This is a genomic window from Deltaproteobacteria bacterium HGW-Deltaproteobacteria-4, assembly GCA_002841765.1.
Lineage (GTDB): Bacteria > Desulfobacterota > Desulfuromonadia > Desulfuromonadales > UBA2197 > UBA2197.
In genome coordinates, this window is the sequence record PHAV01000020.1 from 1 (window position 1) to 16,952 (window position 16,952).

A 16,952-nucleotide genomic window follows, 5' to 3' on the forward strand; every position below is an offset into this window, starting at 1 on the left:
GTTTCACCGTTTCCAGAATTCAATGTGAACCGCCGTATACGGAACCGTACGTACGGTGGTGTGGGAGGACGGCGGGAGTAATTCCGCCTCCTACCCGATCCCATGATTATACTTTCGCTTGACCGTTCTTCGCTCTGCCGTTAAGGTACCGATTGTGCCGGAGGAGAAGAGCATGAGTGAGTTTTTTGAGATTGTCGATGCTGATGATCAGGTTATCGGGATGGCGTTACGCTCCGAGTGCCACGGCAATCCACAATTGATTCATCGTGTCGCACATGTCCTGATCTTTGATCGTCAGGGCAGGCTTCTGCTGCAAAAGCGCTCTATGAACAAAGATGTGCAACCAGGGAAATGGGATACCAGCGTCGGAGGTCATCTTGACCCGGGTGAGAGCTATGCCGCTGCAGCCAAAAGAGAGATGTTTGAAGAACTCGGGATCGCCGGTCTCTCCCTGACTTTTCTTTATGCTTATCCGATGCGCAACGACTTCGAGTCAGAGAATGTTGCCACTTTTATCGCTTGTCACGACGGCCCGTTCCCTTTCTCTGTGGATGAAATTGACGAAGTGAGATTCTGGACAGCGCAAGAGATTGACGCCGCGTTGTCCAGCGGTATACTCACCCCGAACTTAGAGGATGAATGGGCGCGCTGGCAGGGGCATCCGTCTCTCTGAGCCGGGAGAGTGCTCTTTTTATGGGCAGCAAAATCATCACCGTCTACTTTTTAGGCGTATCCCAGCCTTTTTTGAGGTCACAATTCCCTGAATTTCTTTAAAATCAGGGAGTTATTTTTCTGGTAAATTTCGGCAAGGTCTTTGCTCTAGTAAGGTGATAACGAGCCAATTGACACGGGAGGCTATGACAATGCGTAAAGTTGAGGCAATTATCAAACCGTTCAAACTCGACGAAGTCAAAGAGGCTTTGAACGAGATCGGTATTCAAGGGATCACGGTTTGTGAAGTCAAGGGTTTCGGTCGCCAGAAAGGGCATACCGAACTCTATCGCGGCGCTGAATATGTCGTCGACTTTATCCCCAAGATCAAGATGGAGATCATTGTCAGCGATGAGATGGTGGCTAAGGTTGTTGACACCATTGCCGAAGCCGCTCGCACCGGACGCATCGGCGATGGCAAAATCTTTGTCACCCCGGTCGATGAAGTTGTCCGGATCCGGACCGGCGAACGCGGTAACGACGCTCTCTAGGAAATTTTGTATTTTAGCTGCCGGAGTTCTGCGAGATTCTTGTTCGTGGTCTCTTCGGCCATCATTTAACCACCATCCTGACACCTTATGAAGGAGAGTTCCATGACTGGTAAAGAAGTCGTCGAGTTCGCAAAGAAGCATGACTGCAAAATGGTCGATTACAAGTTTCTCGATTTTATCGGGATCTGGCAGCATTTCAGCCAGCCGATCAGCATGTTCAGTGAAGAGACTTTTGAAGAAGGAATCGGTTTTGATGGTTCCTCGATCCGTGGCTGGCAGCCGATCCACAACAGCGACATGCTCCTCCTCCCGGATCCGACCACAGCCAAGATCGATCCCTTTCCCAAGACCTCGACCCTGAGCCTGATCTGCAACATCATCGATCCCTTCACCCGTGAAGGCTATACCCGCGATCCCCGCTTTGTAGCGCAAAAGGCCGAAGCTTATCTAAAGTCGAGCGGCATTGCTGATACCTGCTACTTCGGACCGGAGCCGGAATTCTTCATCTTTGACGACGTCCGTTACTCTTCGAGCGCCAATCAGTCCTTCTATTCCGTCGATTCGATCGAAGGCGCCTGGAACAGCGGTCGCGAAGAGTTCCCTAATCTCGGCTATAAGCCGGGCTTCAAGGGCGGCTACTTCCCGGTCGCTCCGACCGACTCCCTCGTCGATCTTCGTAACGAGATGGTCGAAGTCCTCCAGAGCGTCGGCATGCAGATCGAAGCGGCGCACCACGAAGTTGCCACCGGCGGCCAGTGCGAAATCGACATGCGTTTCGACAGCCTGATGAAGATGGCCGACACCCTGCAGTGGTTCAAGTACATTGTCCGTAACGTTGCCTTCCGCAACGGCAAGACCGTCACCTTTATGCCGAAACCCCTCTTCGGCGACAACGGCTCGGGGATGCACTGCCACATGTCCCTGTGGAAAGACGGCAAGAACCTCTTTGTCGGCGACGGCTACGGCGGCCTCTCCAAGATGGCCATCTACTACATCGGCGGCATTATCAAGCACGCCAAGGCCCTTTGCGCCTTCACCAACCCCAGCACCAACTCCTACAAGCGGCTCGTCCCCGGCTATGAAGCCCCGGTCAACCTTGCTTACTCGAACCGTAACCGTTCGGCGTCCCTGCGTATCCCCGCCACCAGCAACCCGAAAGCTAAACGCGTCGAATACCGCACCCCAGACCCTTCCTGCAACGGCTACCTCGCCTTTGCCGCAATGATGATGGCCGGCCTTGACGGCATCGAGAACAAGATCGATCCGGGTCAGCCCCTTGACAAGGACATCTACGGTCTTTCGCCGGAAGAGCTCAAGGACATTCCGTCGGTTGCCGGTTCCCTCCTTGAAGCCTTGGAGTGCCTCCAAGCTGATCACTCCTTCCTCCTCAAAGGAGATGTCTTCACCGAAGACCTCATCGAGAAGTGGATCGAGTACAAGATGGAAGCTGAAGTCGATCCGATCCGTATGCGTCCGGTTCCCCTCGAATTCCAGCTTTACTACGACTGCTGATTATTGTTTTTTCGAGCTGAAACACAAAACGCCTCCGGGATTCCGGGGGCGTTTTGTTATTGTGGAAAGAGCCTCTCCAGCGCGTCCCGGCGATAGGCAAAGATCTCCTCCAGTTCTCTGGCGACGACCCCGGCCAGAAGGTTGCCGAAGGGAGGGCAGGGGAGGGCATAGGTGACCTCATCGCGGGTGAGGGTGCCGTCTGCGTTGGCAATGAAGTGGTGTTGATGCTGCCAGAAGCGATAAGGTCCCAGCCGCTGCTCGTCGACAAAGAATATCCCTTGATCGACGTGGGTGATCTCGGTCAGCCAGTTTGTCCGCCAGAAGGGAAAGGGGGCGACCTGGTAACTGATCAGCAACCCAGCATAAATCTCCTCCGGAACGGAGGATGTAATCTGCAGTGCCAGAGACGGGGGCGTGATCTGCGAAAGATTGCGCGGGTCCGAAAAGAAGTCCCAGGCTACCTCGCGAGAGACGGGGAGCTGTTGCTCTCGTTGCAGTCGATAAAATTGCATGGGTGCGACGAACCTCTCCGATTGTCCCTTACTTCTCTCGTTGTCCGGTCAAAATCGCCATTCCCTGCACACGACTGTAAAAATCATCCTTGCGGACATCGGGCCGCTCTTCGCCCGGTCGCAATGAAGTGATGACCAGGCGGCCGACGATCTCTCGCCCTTCTTTCTCTTCTTTGTCTACGGTCCGGATTCCCCAGATATTATGAAGAAACAACGGCTCGGTACTCCCCAGCGCTGTGCCGAGATACAGGCCGATGTGGCCTTTCAGCCAGATCAGGGTGGCAAAAGGGATCGCTTTAGCGACAATCTCCTGCTCTTTTTCCGCGGCACTCTTGTTGCGCAGATCGATAAATTCACCGCCCTTTTGCCCTTGATTAGCGGAATTACGGCCGAGCCAGATGCCGAAAGGGATAAAGAGGTCGCGCATGTTGGAAGAGCAGTCGCGATTGCCGAAGAGTCCTCCCCAGCCGTAACTCTGCCCCATGAGCGGATCGCTGAGTCGGGCGATGGCCGCCGGCGTTAACGCTAACGGTTTCAATGCGACATCCTCGCGGCGAGCAACGGCGATGCGCAATTCAGCGTTGCCGTCGGCATCGCGCACCGGCACATACAGGGAAAAATCGGGACTTTTATTTGTGGCGACGGGGAAGATGGCACCGAGATCAGCCTGGGTGAGGAAATCCCCTTTGGCGCTGCGCAAGCTGGTGTCGTCATGGAGGATGGCAACATATTGATCGTTTTCGTAGCGGCGCTGTAACGGCTCTTTAACCCAGGCAATGGCATCTAGCGGTACCCAGCCAAAAGCAAAATTGCTCTCAACAAAGATCCATCCGCCGTCAGTGCTGCTATGGGTGGCAAAGATCGGGTTGCCAACAGCGAGAGCCGAGGTTTGAAAATAGTCGAAAGGGAAGCCTTCGCCGGCGCGCTGGGGATTGAGAAAGAAGGGGCGCTCGGTCGGGAGCAGGCGCAGCGAAGTGTTGCGAACGGTGATTGCCGGGCGGGCAAGGGTGGGATAAGAGTCAATCTGTTGCAGAGCGATAAGACGCTGCCACTCTTCGGGCCGCAGGGGGAGGAGGTTCTCGGCGAATCCCTCTTTGCCTTCGTAGTGTTTAATCCCCCAAAAAGCTTTCTCTGCGCTCAGGGAGGCCTTTTTGAGACGCCAGGGGGCGAAGAACTTTTGATTGAAGAGCGCGTCGAAATCGAGTTGATCAGCACTGCTGAGCAAGGATTCCTCGCTATAAGCATAGGCACTGACCCGTTGTTCATAACGGCTGAGATCTGCGACCCCCGTGATGAGCGGGGGCGGCTTTTGCCGGCAGGCCGGCAGGGTAACCAGGAAAAGAAGGAGAAGGAGGCAACTCGAAGTTCTGGTCAACGGGCGTGGGCCTTAACGAAAGCTTTGATGACTTCAGTGTCAGCATCAACCGTTTCACAACGGCTGGGCTGCTCTTCGATGCCGACCAGGCAGGGCGGACGCTCCGGGTCGGTGCCGATCGCCTGACGGACGGCTTCACCGAACTTGGCGGGATGAGCTGTGGCCAGACAGATGACCGGAATCGGTGCTTCGGCACAGCTTTGCGCCGCTTTGACGCCGATGGCGGTATGGGGATCGAGACAGTAACCGGTTGCCTGATAAAAATCGCGAATGGTGGCAAGGGTTTCATCGTTGGTAACAGAACAGGTCAGAAAATCCTCGGCAATCCGCGCCCGCTGTTCGGCAGTAAAGCTCAAGCGACCGCTCTCTTTAAAGGTCGTCATGGCTGCACTGACTGCTGCAGTATCGCCGTTATGGAGATAATACAGGTAGCGCTCGAAATTGCTGGAGATCTGGATATCCATCGACGGACTCCAGGTCTGAACTACTTCGCCGATCGAATAATCGCCGTCGCGGACAAATCGGGACAGGATGTTGTTGGCGTTGGTGGCGAGAATGAGTCGGCGAATCGGCAGCCCCATCTCCTTGGCGATATAGCCTGCAAAGATGTCGCCGAAATTGCCGGTCGGCACAGAAAAGTAGACATCGTGGCAGTTGCTGTTTTTTCGCACTTGTCCCCAGGCATAGAAGTAATAGACCACTTGTGCCAGAACCCGCGCCCAGTTGATAGAATTGACGGCGCCGAGGGCGTATTCGTTCTTGTAAGTGAGGTCGCCAAAGATCTCCTTGACGATGCGCTGACCATCGTCGAAGGAGCCGCGGATCGCCAGATTAAAGACATTGGCATCGAGGACCGTCGTCATCTGCTTTTCCTGAATCGGCGAAACCCGCCCTTCAGGATGCATGATGAAGATGTTGATATTCTCTTTGCCGCGCACGCCGTAAATCGCCGCACTTCCGGTGTCTCCCGAGGTGGCGCCGACGATATTCATCCGCTCTTTGCGTTCTGCCAGGATCAGTTCGAAGAGGTTGCCGAGGAACTGCAAAGCCACATCCTTGAAGGCGAGGGTCGGGCCGTGAAAGAGTTCGAGGATGTAGAGATTTCCCTTCTTGACGACCGGAGTCACTTCCGGAACGGTGAAGGAGGCGTAAGAACGCTGAATCAACTCGCGCAGTCGGGACGCGGGAATGTCGTCAATGAAGCGCTGGAGGATGTTAAAGGCGAGATCGGGGTAGGCAAGTTCAGTGAGGCTGTCGAGCTCATCCGGCGGGAGCAGGGGAATATGTTCGGGCAGGAGGAGACCGCCATCGTCGGCGAGTCCCATCATCACCGCTTCTTTGAAGGAAAGACCTGTGATCTGGCCACGGGTACTGAGGTACTGCATATGCAAAAAGCTCCTGCGTTGAAATCGATTCTAATTTAGGGGCGCAATAAATTACGCCCCTACGGAGACAATTTTATTCGTCGGAAGGGATCTTAAAGACTTCAAGGACGCCGGGGAGTTCCTTGAGGCTCGCTGTTGCCAGGGCATCGGTGCGACCGATGACCCCGAGGATGACGCGATTGGCGCCGGTCGACTGGTGAAAATCATAATCGAGATCGATCAGATATTGTTTGATCCCTTCAATCTCCGCCTCAGAGGCGTTCTTTTTCATGACGACAAGCATCTTTTGTCAGATTCCTTTCGTACGAATCCGCTCAAGGCGGCGGGATTCATCGATGACACGCTCAAAGAGGCGAATGATTGCTTCGTTCTCCAGGGGGCCGGGGTTGTCGTTGCTCATACGGGCAAAGATGCGTTTTTCGCGGTCAGGATCGTAAACCGGGAGATGGAGGACTTTTTTGATTTCGCCGATTTTCAGGGCCAGGCTGGCGCGCTCGTTGAAGATGCGGAGCAGCTCGTGGTCAAGGCGATCGATTTCCTGTCGCAGATCATCAATATTCAAAGTTGCTGCCCTTCCCTAAAAGTTCTTGCGGATAATGGTGTCGCGTTTGAAATGGATGTCGTCGATCTCCGGATAGTCGATATTATAATGCAGTCCACGACTTTCTCGCCGCTCCAGAGCGCAGCGGATGATCAGTTCGGCAACGGTGGTGATGTTGCGCAGCTCGATGAGGTCGGGGGTAACGAGAAAATCCCAGTAATAGTCGTCGATCTCTTCACGGATCATTTCAATGCGGCGCAGGGCCCGCTCCAACCGTTTCTGCGAACGGACGATGCCGACATAGTTGGACATGCAGCGTCGGACTTCATCCCAGTTCTGGGCAATGATCACCGCTTCGTCGCTGCTGGTGGCATTGCCGTTATCCCAGGCGTCGATAGCAGGGTAGGGGGTTGCCGGTTCTGCCAGGCGTTCGATGGCACGTTCTGCCGCGCGCTTGCCGTAGACAATACCTTCGAGAAGGCTATTGCTCGCCAGGCGGTTGGCGCCGTGCAGACCGGTGCAGGAGACTTCACCGATGGCAAAGAGATTCTGGATATCGCTCTCCCCCCAGGTGTCGACCTTGACGCCGCCGCAGAGATAGTGGGCAGCCGGGACGACGGGGATCGGTTCAGTGCACATGTCGATGCCGTACTGCAAGCAGGTTTGATAGATGGTCGGGAAGCGTTCCTTGATGTAGTCAGGGTCTTTGTGGGTGATATCGAGAAAGACACAGTTATCGCCATGGATCTTCATTTCATGGTCGATTGCCCGGGCGACGATATCCCGCGGGGCAAGATCTTTGAGGTGATGGTATTCTTCCATAAAGGCGTGCCCGTCGCGCCGCCGCAAGATCGCCCCTTCGCCGCGGACTGCTTCCGAAATCAGGAACGATTTAGCGTGGGAATGGAAGAGAGTGGTGGGGTGAAATTGCATGAATTCCATGTTGGCAATCGTTGCCCCGGCCCGGTAAGCCATCGCCACGCCGTCGCCGGTGGCAATGTCGGGATTGCAGGTATAAAGATAGACTTTGCCGGCGCCACCGGTAGCGAGGATGGTCATCCGCGCACCGAAGGTGACGACTTCCCCCTTCTTTACGTCGAGGATGTAGGCGCCGAGTGCCCGATCCGGACGGATACGGCGATGCTTGACCTTGGCTTCGGTAATCAGATCGATAGCAATATGATCTTCGTAAAGGGTAATATTCGGATGTTGGCTGACGGCGTTGATCAAAGCCCGTTCGACTTCCTTGCCGGTGGCGTCGGAAGCATAAAAGATGCGGCGATGGCTGTGCCCCCCTTCGCGGGTCAAGGCATAGCTTTGATCGGCGTTGCGGGAAAATTCTGTCCCCCAGGCAATAAGGTCGGCGATAGCGGCCGGCCCGTTTTCAATGATCATCCGCACCACAGCTTCGTCGCTCAGATAGGCACCGGCGACCATGGTGTCGGTGATGTGCTCGGCAAAGGAATCGTCCGATGCCGAAACTGAAGCAATGCCACCTTGGGCTAAAGCAGTAGCAGTATCGCTGAGTTGCCGTTTGGCGACGACCGCAACGGTACCATGTTCAGCTGCCTTCAGTGCAAAGGAGAGACCGGCAATACCGCTGCCGATGACGAGAAAATCAGAAGTTGTCTTCATCAATGACCCAATTGACATAAAGAGTGGACAAAACGGCACCGGAGGTAAGCTACAGGGCGTCGGGATTTTGCCGTATTCGCTTCTCGACAGCGAGAACATAATCTTCAGTTGCTTGCGCTGTCAAGGGGTTTGCGTGTAAAATAACGGTTAAACACATTGAAATCTTGCAGTTTTTACGTTATACATCACAAACAGTTAAAGGAAAATCGTATCGTGAGGATTTGACATGTCTTGGAAAATCCAGCTTTTAACTTTTAATTTTCTCATCTTATTGGTGGCGGGCGCCGCAGCTGATATTTACCGGTATGTCGATGCTGATGGCATTGTGCATTTTACCAATGACCCCCCGACTAAAAAATTTAAACTTTATCGTCGTGAAACTATTGCAATTAAACCCGGTAGTGCCGGTCCGGCAATTCCCTCTTCACTCGGGAATATTATCCGCCATTACAGCGAAAAATATAGTCTTGAAGAGGGATTGGTTCACGCCGTTATCAAGGCAGAGAGCAATTATAACGCTACAGCGGTCTCAAAAAAAGGGGCCTTGGGGATGATGCAGTTGATGCCGGGGACGGCGCGCTTGCTTAAGGTCGACAACCCCCTTGATCCCGCCGAGAATATCGGTGGGGGCAGTCGTTATTTGCGGCAGATGCTTGATGAATTTAACGGCAATCTCGACTTTGCCATCGCTGCTTACAACGCCGGACCCAACGCGGTCAAGCGTCATGGCGGAATCCCTCCGTATGAGGAGACTCGCACTTACGTGAAGCGGGTAAAACAATATCTCAGCACTTATCGGCAAGGCGGCACTAACCTATGAATTTACGGACCGGGCGGCTTAATCTCCCCAATCTGCTCACCTTGGCGAGAATTGCTGCTATCCCTGTTGTCGTCCTCTTGCTGATGTCTGACACCCGACAATCCGGTTTCTGGGCTGCTGCTATTTTCGGTGCTGCCGCCATCACCGATTGGCTTGATGGCTGGTTGGCGCGGCGTTGGCAAATCGTCACGGTTCTAGGGAAATTCCTTGATCCTCTGGCCGATAAACTCATCGTCATGGCGGCCCTGATCATGCTCATCCCCCTCGGTCGCGTCCCTGCTTGGGCGGTCTTCCTTATTCTTGCCCGTGAGGTGACGATCACCGGCCTGCGTTCCATCGCTTCCTCCGAGGGGATCGTTATTGCCGCCAGCGATCTCGGAAAATACAAAACCATCATCCAGATGGTTTCGATCGCTGCCCTGTTATTGCATTACGATTACTACTGGCTCTTCGGTATCCGCTCCGAAATCTTTCATGTCACCATGCATAATCCCGGGATATTATTTTTCTATGCGGCCTTTATTATGACGATGTGGTCGGGCATTGATTATCTGGTGAAATTTTTCAAAGTCATTGTCGGCGAAAAAAACCTTGGGGGAGGGTGAAATTTCTGTTGACTCAATGAACCCTCCTTTGCTATAAATTGCCCCGTTCGCAGGGACAGTATTAAAGTCAGAATTTGCGGGAATAACTCAGTGGTAGAGTGCAACCTTGCCAAGGTTGAAGTCGCGAGTTCGAATCTCGTTTCCCGCTCCAAAATAAAAAAAGACTTAGCCATTTGTGCTGAGTCTTTTTTTTTGTTGCAAAACGAGATTATGCTGTTAAATTATTGACGATTTTAATTTGCAGTTTCTTTGATTACACCCTAACCCGGAGGTCGTATTATGAAAAAATCTTTACTTTTCCTGAGTGTAACTGCTGGCGCTCTCACCCTCAGCGGCTGCTGCTTCTTTATGAGACCGCCTGTGCCGGAGCAGGCACCCCCGGCAAAGCCGGCGGCTGTCGTTCCTGCCCCTGCGCCAGTCGTCGTGTCTCCCGTTCTTGTCCCCGCACCGCTCCCTCCTGTTGATAGTGATAAAGACGGCGTTATCGACGAGAAGGATCAATGCCCGGGGACAGCGGCTGGAGTGGCCGTTGACGCCAAAGGATGTCCTCTTGACAGCGATAAGGACGGAGTGATTGATAGTCTTGATCAGTGCCCGAATACCCGCGCCGGTCTGGCGGTTGACAGCAAGGGATGCCCTCCTCCGATTGAAGAAAATGTCAAAATTGCCATCGGTGTGCTCTTCGCGACCGGTAAAGCAGACATCAAAGAAGATTCTGCCGAAGACATTAAAAAACTCGGTGTTTTCATGCAGACTTATCCGACAACGACAACGGTGATCGAAGGACATACTGACAGTGTCGGCTCTGCTGCCATGAATAAGGACCTTTCACAGCGCCGCGCCGAAGCGGTACGTGAGTACCTGATCAAGAACTACGCCATTGATGCCAAGCGTATCAAAGCGGTCGGTTATGGCCCTGACCGCCCGGTTGCCGATAATGCTACGGCTCAGGGTCGGCAACTGAACCGGCGGATCGAAGCCGCGATCGAAACGGTGATTCTCAAACCCCAGCAATAAATAAGTAGCAAAAGTCCGATAGCAACGCCTCCGTCATTCGCTTGTCGGAGGCGTTGCCATTTTTATCCTGGGGAGATCAATCCCTTTTTTTCTTGGCACAGGGACCTAGCGGGTGTGAGTATTCTAACAAGGAGGATTTCGTGTCCAGGTTGCTGACCATGATAAAGCAGAATAAAAGATTGCGCTGGTGGTTGATTGCTTGCGGCGTAGCGAGCCTGATTCTCCTGTTGGTTGTGCCGTTAGTGGTCAAACAACAAACGATCAAGTGGGTGGCGACCCATACCAGCCGAAGTCTGACGATCGACTCCCTCCGTATCAATCCCCTGACGCTGGCAGTCACCCTGCGTGGTGTCAGTCTCAGTGATCCCGACAACTCTCCCACACCTTTTATCGCTTTTGATCGTCTGGATATGGCCCTCAGTTTACGTTCGGTGTGGGATCGTGCCTTGATTCTGAAGAAACTCAGCATCGCAGGACCAAGGGTCCGTTTGGTGCGAATCGCCGAAAATAGCTACAACTTTGCTGATTTGCAGGCGCTCGGTGAACAGTCGCCGCAAAGCGAAGCGTCCCGCCCTGCGGATAAAGAAAAACCGTTTCTCTTTTCGATCAACAATATATCTCTCACAGATGGTCATATCGACATTATAGATAAAGTTCTCCCCGAGGAGCAGCACCACACCATCAGCGCGCTGAATATCGGCGTCCCTTTTGTCGGCAACATTCCGTATCTGACGGATCTTTACGTCACCCCGTCTTTGCGCGCCAACATCAACGAAGCTCCCTTTGTCTTTGAGGGGAAGCTCAAACCATTCAAGGACGGCTCTGAAACCACTCTCGATCTGACATTCACTGCTTTCGATCTCGCACACTATATCCCCTACCTGCCAGCCACTTTACCGCTCCAGATCAAACGCGGACTTGTCGACAGTAAAATCACAGTGGCCTATCAGGTTGCCAGAGATCTGAAACCGGAAGTTGAACTCTTCGGATCCCTGCATCTGGCCAACTTCGCCGCAGACAGTCTCGACGGTGCGCCCCTCGCCACTATCAGTGATCTCGGGGTTGAACTTCTCCCGACCCGGCCGTTGTCCGGGGATATTGTTATCAAAAAGATCGACATCAACGGGGTTCAATTGTCGGCCCACCGTAATCAGCAGGGAGCGTGGAATCTCCCTGGACTGACAGCCCGGGACGACTCCGTCGCTACACCGTCGGTGGTGGAGAATATCGATGCCGAAGAACCTGCCGTGCCGCTTCGACTGCGCATCCAGACTTTGAATCTTAGCGATAGTGTAATAGATTTTCATGATGAAATCCCGGCCGGCGGATTTGAAACCCGACTAAAACAGATCAGCCTGGAGGTCAAGAACTTTGACAACGGCTCTTCTGCCGTCGCCAGCCTTGCTCTCAACTTCACGACAGAACGTAGTGAAATCTTCGAGCTTACGGGGGGGATCACTCTCAATCCGCTCAGTGCCGACCTCGATGTCAAACTGGAACGGCTGCCCCTGGCCGCTTACTACCCCTATCTGCAAACGCAGTTGATATCGCCGGTGAGTGGATTTCTGACACTTGAAAGCAACGTCGGTTTTGACCAAGAGTCGGGTGTCCGTCTCCGTGAAGGTAGTCTTTTGCTGGAAGTGTTGCAGGTCCCTTTTCGCCCCGGCGAAGGGTTGTCGTTGCCACGTCTGACCGCCAACGGTGTGCAGGTCGATTTGAAGCGGCAAAGTTATCATCTGGAGGAGCTGGTTCTGGATCAGGGTCGAGTCAAGTTGACGCGCTTCAGCGATGGGCGCTGGTCACCCCTTGACCTGTTGCGGAGAGGGGGAAAACAGGCAGCATCATCAATTAGTGCCGCGCCGCCCTCAGAATCAGCGCCGAATTTTACCCTTGGCCGGCTGCTGGTCAATAATTGGCAGGCAGAGTTTCGTGACGAAACGGTCGACAACACTCTGATCTTAAGTAAGCTCAATATCGCTGTGGACCGGTTAGTCTATCCTGAATTGACCGTCGATCGTGCTGTCTTTGCTGCAAGTTCCGCTGGGGGGAAACTGCAACTCGAAGCCGGCGGGCGCCTGGATCCCTTGGCACTTAACGGCCGTCTGCAGTTCAAGCAACTCCCGCTCTCCCAATTTTGGGCCTATGTCCCGCCCAACGTGCGGGTTCTGTTGGTCACTGGCGATCTCAACAGTGATTTGCGCTTCCGCCTTGTCCAGAAACAGCAGCAAATCTCCGGCAACTGTCGCGGCTCTCTCGGCATCAATGATCTCTACCTGGTCAATAGCGACGATGCCGACGACTTGCTGCGCTGGGAGAATCTAAACCTGGATCGAATTGCCCTGGACCTTGAGCAACCCCGTCTGGACATCGCCGAGATTGCTTTGAGCGGCCTGGTGACCCGGTTGACGATTACTCCGGAGGGCACACTCAACTTCAGCAAGGTTGTGGAAAAGGAGGAGCCGCTTGTCCAGGAAGATCCCGCACCCCCGACCGCTCCTCCGGATCAGCCAGATACGGCCCCCCGTGACTGGCATGTTGCTATTGACAACGTGACGCTGCAGAACGGCCGGATTGATTTCACCGATCGCCATATGTCCCCACCATTTCATGCCGAGATGAGCAACCTTGGCGGCCGGATCAGCGGTCTTTCGTCCTCTCCCGAGATGCTGGCCGATGTCGATGTCCGCGGTCAGCTGGAAAGTCGTTCGCCACTCCAGATCGTCGGGACGATGAATCCTCTCAGCAAGACCCCGCAGGTCGATCTCAAGGTGATTTTCAGTGACATCGAGCTGAGTCCGGCAACCCCCTACACCGGGCGCTATCTCGGTTATACCGTCGACAAAGGCAAACTCTTTCTCGATCTCAACTACCGGGTGGAAAATAAAGTCCTTGCAGCCTCAAATAAGATCTTTCTCGATCAGTTTAACTTTGGCTCGAGTGTCGAGAGCGCCGATGCCGTTAATCTGCCGGTGAAGCTGGCCGTGGCGCTGCTTAAGGATCGCAACGGCGAGATTCACCTTGATGTGCCGGTCAGCGGACAGACCGACGATCCTGAATTCAGTCTCTGGCGGATTGTTTGGCAAGTCCTTAGAAATCTTCTGATCAAGGCCGCCACCTCGCCCTTCGCTTTACTGACCTCCTTTGCCGGGGGGGAGGATTTCAGCGCCGTGCAGTTTGCGCCGGGGAGTGCAAAATTGAGCGAGCTTGATCGGGAAAATCTTGCCAAACTCGCAACAGTTCTGGTTGATCGTCCCACCTTGAAGCTGGAGTTGACGGGGCATGCCGAGGCGGTTATCGATGAAGAAGCTTATCGACGGCAGTTACTGGAGAATCGGATCAGACGTGTCAAGTTTCTGGAGTTGGCCCGTAACAAGGAGATTGCTGCCGGACAGACGGTTGAGACGATCGAAGTGACCGCTGCCGAGCGGCCGCGCTATCTCAAGGAGGTTTACCGCAAAGAGGATTTTCCCAAGCCGCGTAACGTCATCGGCCTGCTCAAGGATCTGCCGGATGAGGAGATGGAAAAGCTGATTTTGAGCCATATCGTGATCGGGCCGGCACAGCTGAGCGAACTTGCCTGGGCCCGCAGTGCAGCGGTTAAGAACGAACTGGTGGAGCAGAATGGCCTTCCTGCCGAACGAATCTTTCAGAACAATGTTGAGATCGTCCGGCCAAAGGATAAGGCAGACGACTGGTCAGGAAACCGTGTGGAATTCGGCGTGGCGGCGGGCTGACGGGGCGAGCTGTCACCAAAATGCGAAGCAGGACTAATTTGACCGCACCCGACAAAAAAGCCCGGTCCGCATGAACGGGCCGGGCTTTAAAGCATGAAGATTTTTTTGATCGCTGTTTAGATCTCTGAGGTGCAGTGGGGGCAACGGGTGGCCTTGAGTGCAATCGTTGATAGACACTTGGGGCACTCCTTGGTGGTCACTTCAACCGGCGCCGCTTCTTCTTTCTTTTTGAGTCTGTTCATCTGCTTGATGACCATGAAGATTGCAAAGGCGACAATGACAAAATCGAGTAGTGTGTTAACAAAGAGTCCGTAGTTTATTGACACTGCTTCTGCAGTCGCAGTCTTTTCCCGCAGAATGATCGACAGCTTCGAAAAATCGACGTTGCCGAGGATCAGTCCGATGGGTGGCATGATGACATCAGCGACCAACGAACTGACGATCTTGCCGAAAGCGCCACCGATGACGATGCCGACTGCCATGTCGACGACATTGCCGCGCATGGCAAATTCCTTGAACTCTTTGACCATGGACATAAGATTCCTCCTGGGTTTGAGTGGCATTCGATGCAATTAAAAAAATATTTTAATTTTTTATACTTTTATTCGTGCTCTGTCAATAGCCCGAAATTCTTGACTTCTAACAAGGGGAATATTTTGAGGAACGCTCAATCCTCCTGCCGCTAACGGGACCACGTCACCCGGACCGGGGGGCCGGCATGGCTCCAGGTATAATGCAGTTCACCCCCATGCGCTTTAAAAACCACGCGACCGATTTTCTGGGCGAGCTTCACGTCGGTGGTAGTAATGGTGATACTGCCCTTCTCTTTGTTGATATCCATCACCCTGCCTAGCGGATTCTTTGCCGCTGAGTCCTGTGCGGTGTTCTTGACCAGATTGTTGATCTCGTCTTCGTGGCCGGCATAAAAGTCGCCACTCAGTGAGATAATTCCTGCCGGATTTTGATCGGCAATCCGGTGGCAAGCCGGACAGACGATATTCTGCCCCTCCTGCCGTGCTGCGCTACTAGTTTCCTGAACCCAGCGTTTGTTGCGGAAGACGGCGCCGCACGCGCAATAGGCTGCTCCTTTGACCCCATCTTTACCCTGATAGGCGTCGAGGCTGCGTGGGGTCCGTTGCCCTTTTTCTTCGGTTCTCCGGTTTGCGGTCGTCATCTTTCAGTGCCTCCCGTGTGATTATTCCGGAAAAAGAACTCCCCCCTTCATCCCGCCGCACCAAGCGATATGCTCAGTGGTCGTGAGTACTATTTCACGGTGATTTTTTGTGCTTGCGGCTTTTTGCTCTCAGTTTTCGGCATCCTGATTTCCAGGACCCCGTTTTTGAATGAGGCATTGATTTTGTCGACCTGAATCTCTACCGGCAGCCGGAGTTTCCGGACGAACGAGCCATAGGAACGTTCCACCCGGTAATAATCTTTGCGTTCAGTCTTCTCTTCCGACTTTTTCTCCCCGGAGATAGTGATGATATCGTCGGTGAAGTCGACGTTGATCTCCTCCTTTTTGATCCCCGGCAGGTCAGCTTTGATGACGAGGTCATTCCCATCTTCGAACATGTCGATTGACGTCGAGACGCTGGTCAATTCAGGGAACTTGAAGCGGGGCATAAAGGACGGTGCAAAGAAACGCCGCTGAAAAAAGTCATCGAACAACTGCTCCATCTCTGCGAAAGGGGAAGTGTATTTCTGTAACTCACCAGGTTTTTCACCTCTTTTCTCCGATATGGAGATTTCTTTTTTATCGTCTGCCATGGCTCTCTCCTCCGTTGTTGTTTGGGGTGAACTCCCCCGGTTGTTTGAATCACCTTCGAGCGAAAGGATTTTGTCTCGAATCAGGTACAATCCTCGCGCCACAAACAATTGGACTGTCCACATTCGTTGACACTGTTGCTGCCAAAACAGGCTGTGTTCCCCTCGGCCTGCTGAATGGCCCGGATGAGTTCGCCTTTATTGGCTTTGCCGGGTTTAAGCTGATGTTGTTTGGCAATTTTTTTGATCGCATCGATTTTCATCGTGGAATTTCCTCCCTTTATTGTTTTTTTTAAGCTGAGGTTCTGCCCAAAAGGTTTTTTCCTGATAACAAATTTCAATCAGTAATCCCTGGAGTGTATTTCGCAATTTACGGGGCGGGTTAATCATCTGCAGGTCAATGCCCCGGAACTTGAAAGAGCGGAGCCAGATGTAAAGAACCTGCAACCCGCTCGCATCAACTTCGTTTAGCTGACCACAATCGATGCGCAGGTTCTTCACCTCGGCCACCTTTAGTTGTTGTAACGAGACCGCGAGGGAATCGATATTGCGGTCGGTCATTTCAGTACGGGTCCAATTTCCCATCAATTGAGCCATGGTGCCGGAGATATTTACTTTCATAAGGACCTTCCGAAGTTTGAACTGTTTAGTCTGTCTGTTTGCGGAGCGCTGAAGATCTAACTTGCTAATCCTCTGAGTTAAATCTCCGGTTAAATATGGTCGTTAAAAAATAGTAACGGTCAATTGCTTCAATGCAAGCCCCTTTGATTTTTTCTTCACGACGCGAGCAGAAAAAATCAGCGTTGTAAAAATTAAATAGTTTGCCAGGACACAAACTGACTGACCAGTT

At 53.2% G+C, this 16,952-nt stretch carries 18 protein-coding genes and 1 tRNA gene; 8 read left to right on the forward strand and 11 right to left on the reverse strand.

Annotation, left to right across the window (positions count from 1 at the left end; genetic code table 11):
- Positions 1–172: 172 nt before the first annotated feature.
- From CVU69_12210 to glnA, 3 genes are all read left to right on the forward strand, one after another.
- Positions 173–673 carry an NUDIX hydrolase gene (locus CVU69_12210; GenBank protein ID PKN11442.1) on the forward strand — a complete coding sequence of 167 codons (501 nt, stop codon included), beginning with the start codon at positions 173–175 and terminating at the stop codon, positions 671–673.
- A 190-nt stretch (positions 674–863) separates the two neighbouring features.
- Positions 864–1,202: a transcriptional regulator gene (locus CVU69_12215; protein PKN11443.1), complete on the forward strand. Its 339-nt coding sequence runs from the start codon at positions 864–866 to the stop codon at positions 1,200–1,202.
- Between the two features lie 102 nt (positions 1,203–1,304).
- A complete protein-coding gene (glnA, locus tag CVU69_12220; GenBank protein ID PKN11444.1) occupies positions 1,305–2,714 on the forward strand; it encodes a type I glutamate--ammonia ligase in 1,410 nt (469 codons plus the stop codon).
- A 56-nt stretch (positions 2,715–2,770) separates the two neighbouring features.
- On the opposite strand, the gene CVU69_12225 is transcribed toward glnA, so the two are convergent.
- The 6 genes from CVU69_12225 to CVU69_12250 all read right to left on the reverse strand — a co-directional run bounded on the left by CVU69_12225 (position 2,771) and on the right by CVU69_12250 (position 8,162).
- Positions 2,771–3,226 (reverse strand): hypothetical protein, encoded by a 456-nt coding sequence (locus tag CVU69_12225; protein ID PKN11445.1) that lies wholly within the window; start codon positions 3,224–3,226, stop codon positions 2,771–2,773.
- 28 nt (positions 3,227–3,254) lie between these two features.
- Entirely contained in the window at positions 3,255–4,601 is a 1,347-nt protein-coding gene (locus CVU69_12230; GenBank protein PKN11446.1) for a hydrolase Nlp/P60, read from the reverse strand.
- Positions 4,598–5,986 (reverse strand): threonine synthase, encoded by a 1,389-nt coding sequence (locus tag CVU69_12235; protein PKN11447.1) that lies wholly within the window; start codon positions 5,984–5,986, stop codon positions 4,598–4,600. Before CVU69_12235 ends, CVU69_12230 begins: the two co-directional genes overlap by 4 nt.
- A gap of 73 nt (positions 5,987–6,059) precedes the next feature.
- Positions 6,060–6,269, reverse strand: coding sequence for a hypothetical protein (locus CVU69_12240; protein PKN11448.1), 210 nt, complete (start codon positions 6,267–6,269; stop codon positions 6,060–6,062).
- A 6-nt stretch (positions 6,270–6,275) separates the two neighbouring features.
- Complete coding sequence (locus tag CVU69_12245) at positions 6,276–6,548, reverse strand: chorismate mutase (protein PKN11449.1); 273 nt, start codon at positions 6,546–6,548, stop codon at positions 6,276–6,278.
- 15 nt (positions 6,549–6,563) lie between these two features.
- Positions 6,564–8,162, reverse strand: a complete 1,599-nt coding sequence (locus CVU69_12250) for an L-aspartate oxidase (GenBank protein PKN11450.1) — start codon at positions 8,160–8,162, stop codon at positions 6,564–6,566.
- Positions 8,163–8,388: 226 nt separating this feature from the next.
- On the opposite strand from CVU69_12250, the gene CVU69_12255 reads away from it, so the two are divergent.
- The 5 genes from CVU69_12255 to CVU69_12275 all read left to right on the forward strand — a co-directional run bounded on the left by CVU69_12255 (position 8,389) and on the right by CVU69_12275 (position 14,338).
- Positions 8,389–8,982 carry a lytic transglycosylase gene (locus tag CVU69_12255; GenBank protein PKN11451.1) on the forward strand — a complete coding sequence of 198 codons (594 nt, stop codon included), beginning with the start codon at positions 8,389–8,391 and terminating at the stop codon, positions 8,980–8,982.
- Complete coding sequence (gene pgsA / locus CVU69_12260; protein PKN11452.1) at positions 8,979–9,587, forward strand: CDP-diacylglycerol--glycerol-3-phosphate 3-phosphatidyltransferase; 609 nt, start codon at positions 8,979–8,981, stop codon at positions 9,585–9,587. The genes CVU69_12255 and pgsA overlap by 4 nt, the downstream gene beginning before the upstream one ends.
- 76 nt (positions 9,588–9,663) lie before the next feature.
- A tRNA-Gly gene (locus CVU69_12265) sits at positions 9,664–9,738 on the forward strand.
- A 128-nt stretch (positions 9,739–9,866) separates the two neighbouring features.
- Positions 9,867–10,604, forward strand: coding sequence for a hypothetical protein (locus CVU69_12270; GenBank protein PKN11453.1), 738 nt, complete (start codon positions 9,867–9,869; stop codon positions 10,602–10,604).
- A 158-nt stretch (positions 10,605–10,762) separates the two neighbouring features.
- A complete protein-coding gene (locus CVU69_12275; GenBank protein PKN11454.1) occupies positions 10,763–14,338 on the forward strand; it encodes a hypothetical protein in 3,576 nt (1,191 codons plus the stop codon).
- Between the two features lie 116 nt (positions 14,339–14,454).
- Here the strand turns inward: CVU69_12275 and CVU69_12280 are convergent, their stop codons facing one another.
- From CVU69_12280 to CVU69_12300, 5 genes are all read right to left on the reverse strand, one after another.
- The gene (locus CVU69_12280; GenBank protein ID PKN11489.1) at positions 14,455–14,868 is read right to left on the reverse strand and encodes a large conductance mechanosensitive channel protein MscL; all 414 of its coding nucleotides are present in this window, start codon (positions 14,866–14,868) and stop codon (positions 14,455–14,457) included.
- A 152-nt stretch (positions 14,869–15,020) separates the two neighbouring features.
- The gene (locus CVU69_12285) at positions 15,021–15,512 is read right to left on the reverse strand and encodes a hypothetical protein (GenBank protein PKN11455.1); all 492 of its coding nucleotides are present in this window, start codon (positions 15,510–15,512) and stop codon (positions 15,021–15,023) included.
- 89 nt (positions 15,513–15,601) lie between these two features.
- Positions 15,602–16,105 (reverse strand): Hsp20/alpha crystallin family protein, encoded by a 504-nt coding sequence (locus CVU69_12290; protein PKN11456.1) that lies wholly within the window; start codon positions 16,103–16,105, stop codon positions 15,602–15,604.
- Between the two features lie 80 nt (positions 16,106–16,185).
- Positions 16,186–16,365, reverse strand: coding sequence for an SAP domain-containing protein (locus tag CVU69_12295; protein PKN11457.1), 180 nt, complete (start codon positions 16,363–16,365; stop codon positions 16,186–16,188).
- Positions 16,319–16,723 (reverse strand): hypothetical protein, encoded by a 405-nt coding sequence (locus CVU69_12300; protein PKN11458.1) that lies wholly within the window; start codon positions 16,721–16,723, stop codon positions 16,319–16,321. The genes CVU69_12295 and CVU69_12300 overlap by 47 nt, the downstream gene beginning before the upstream one ends.
- Between the last annotated feature and the right edge of the window lie 229 nt (positions 16,724–16,952).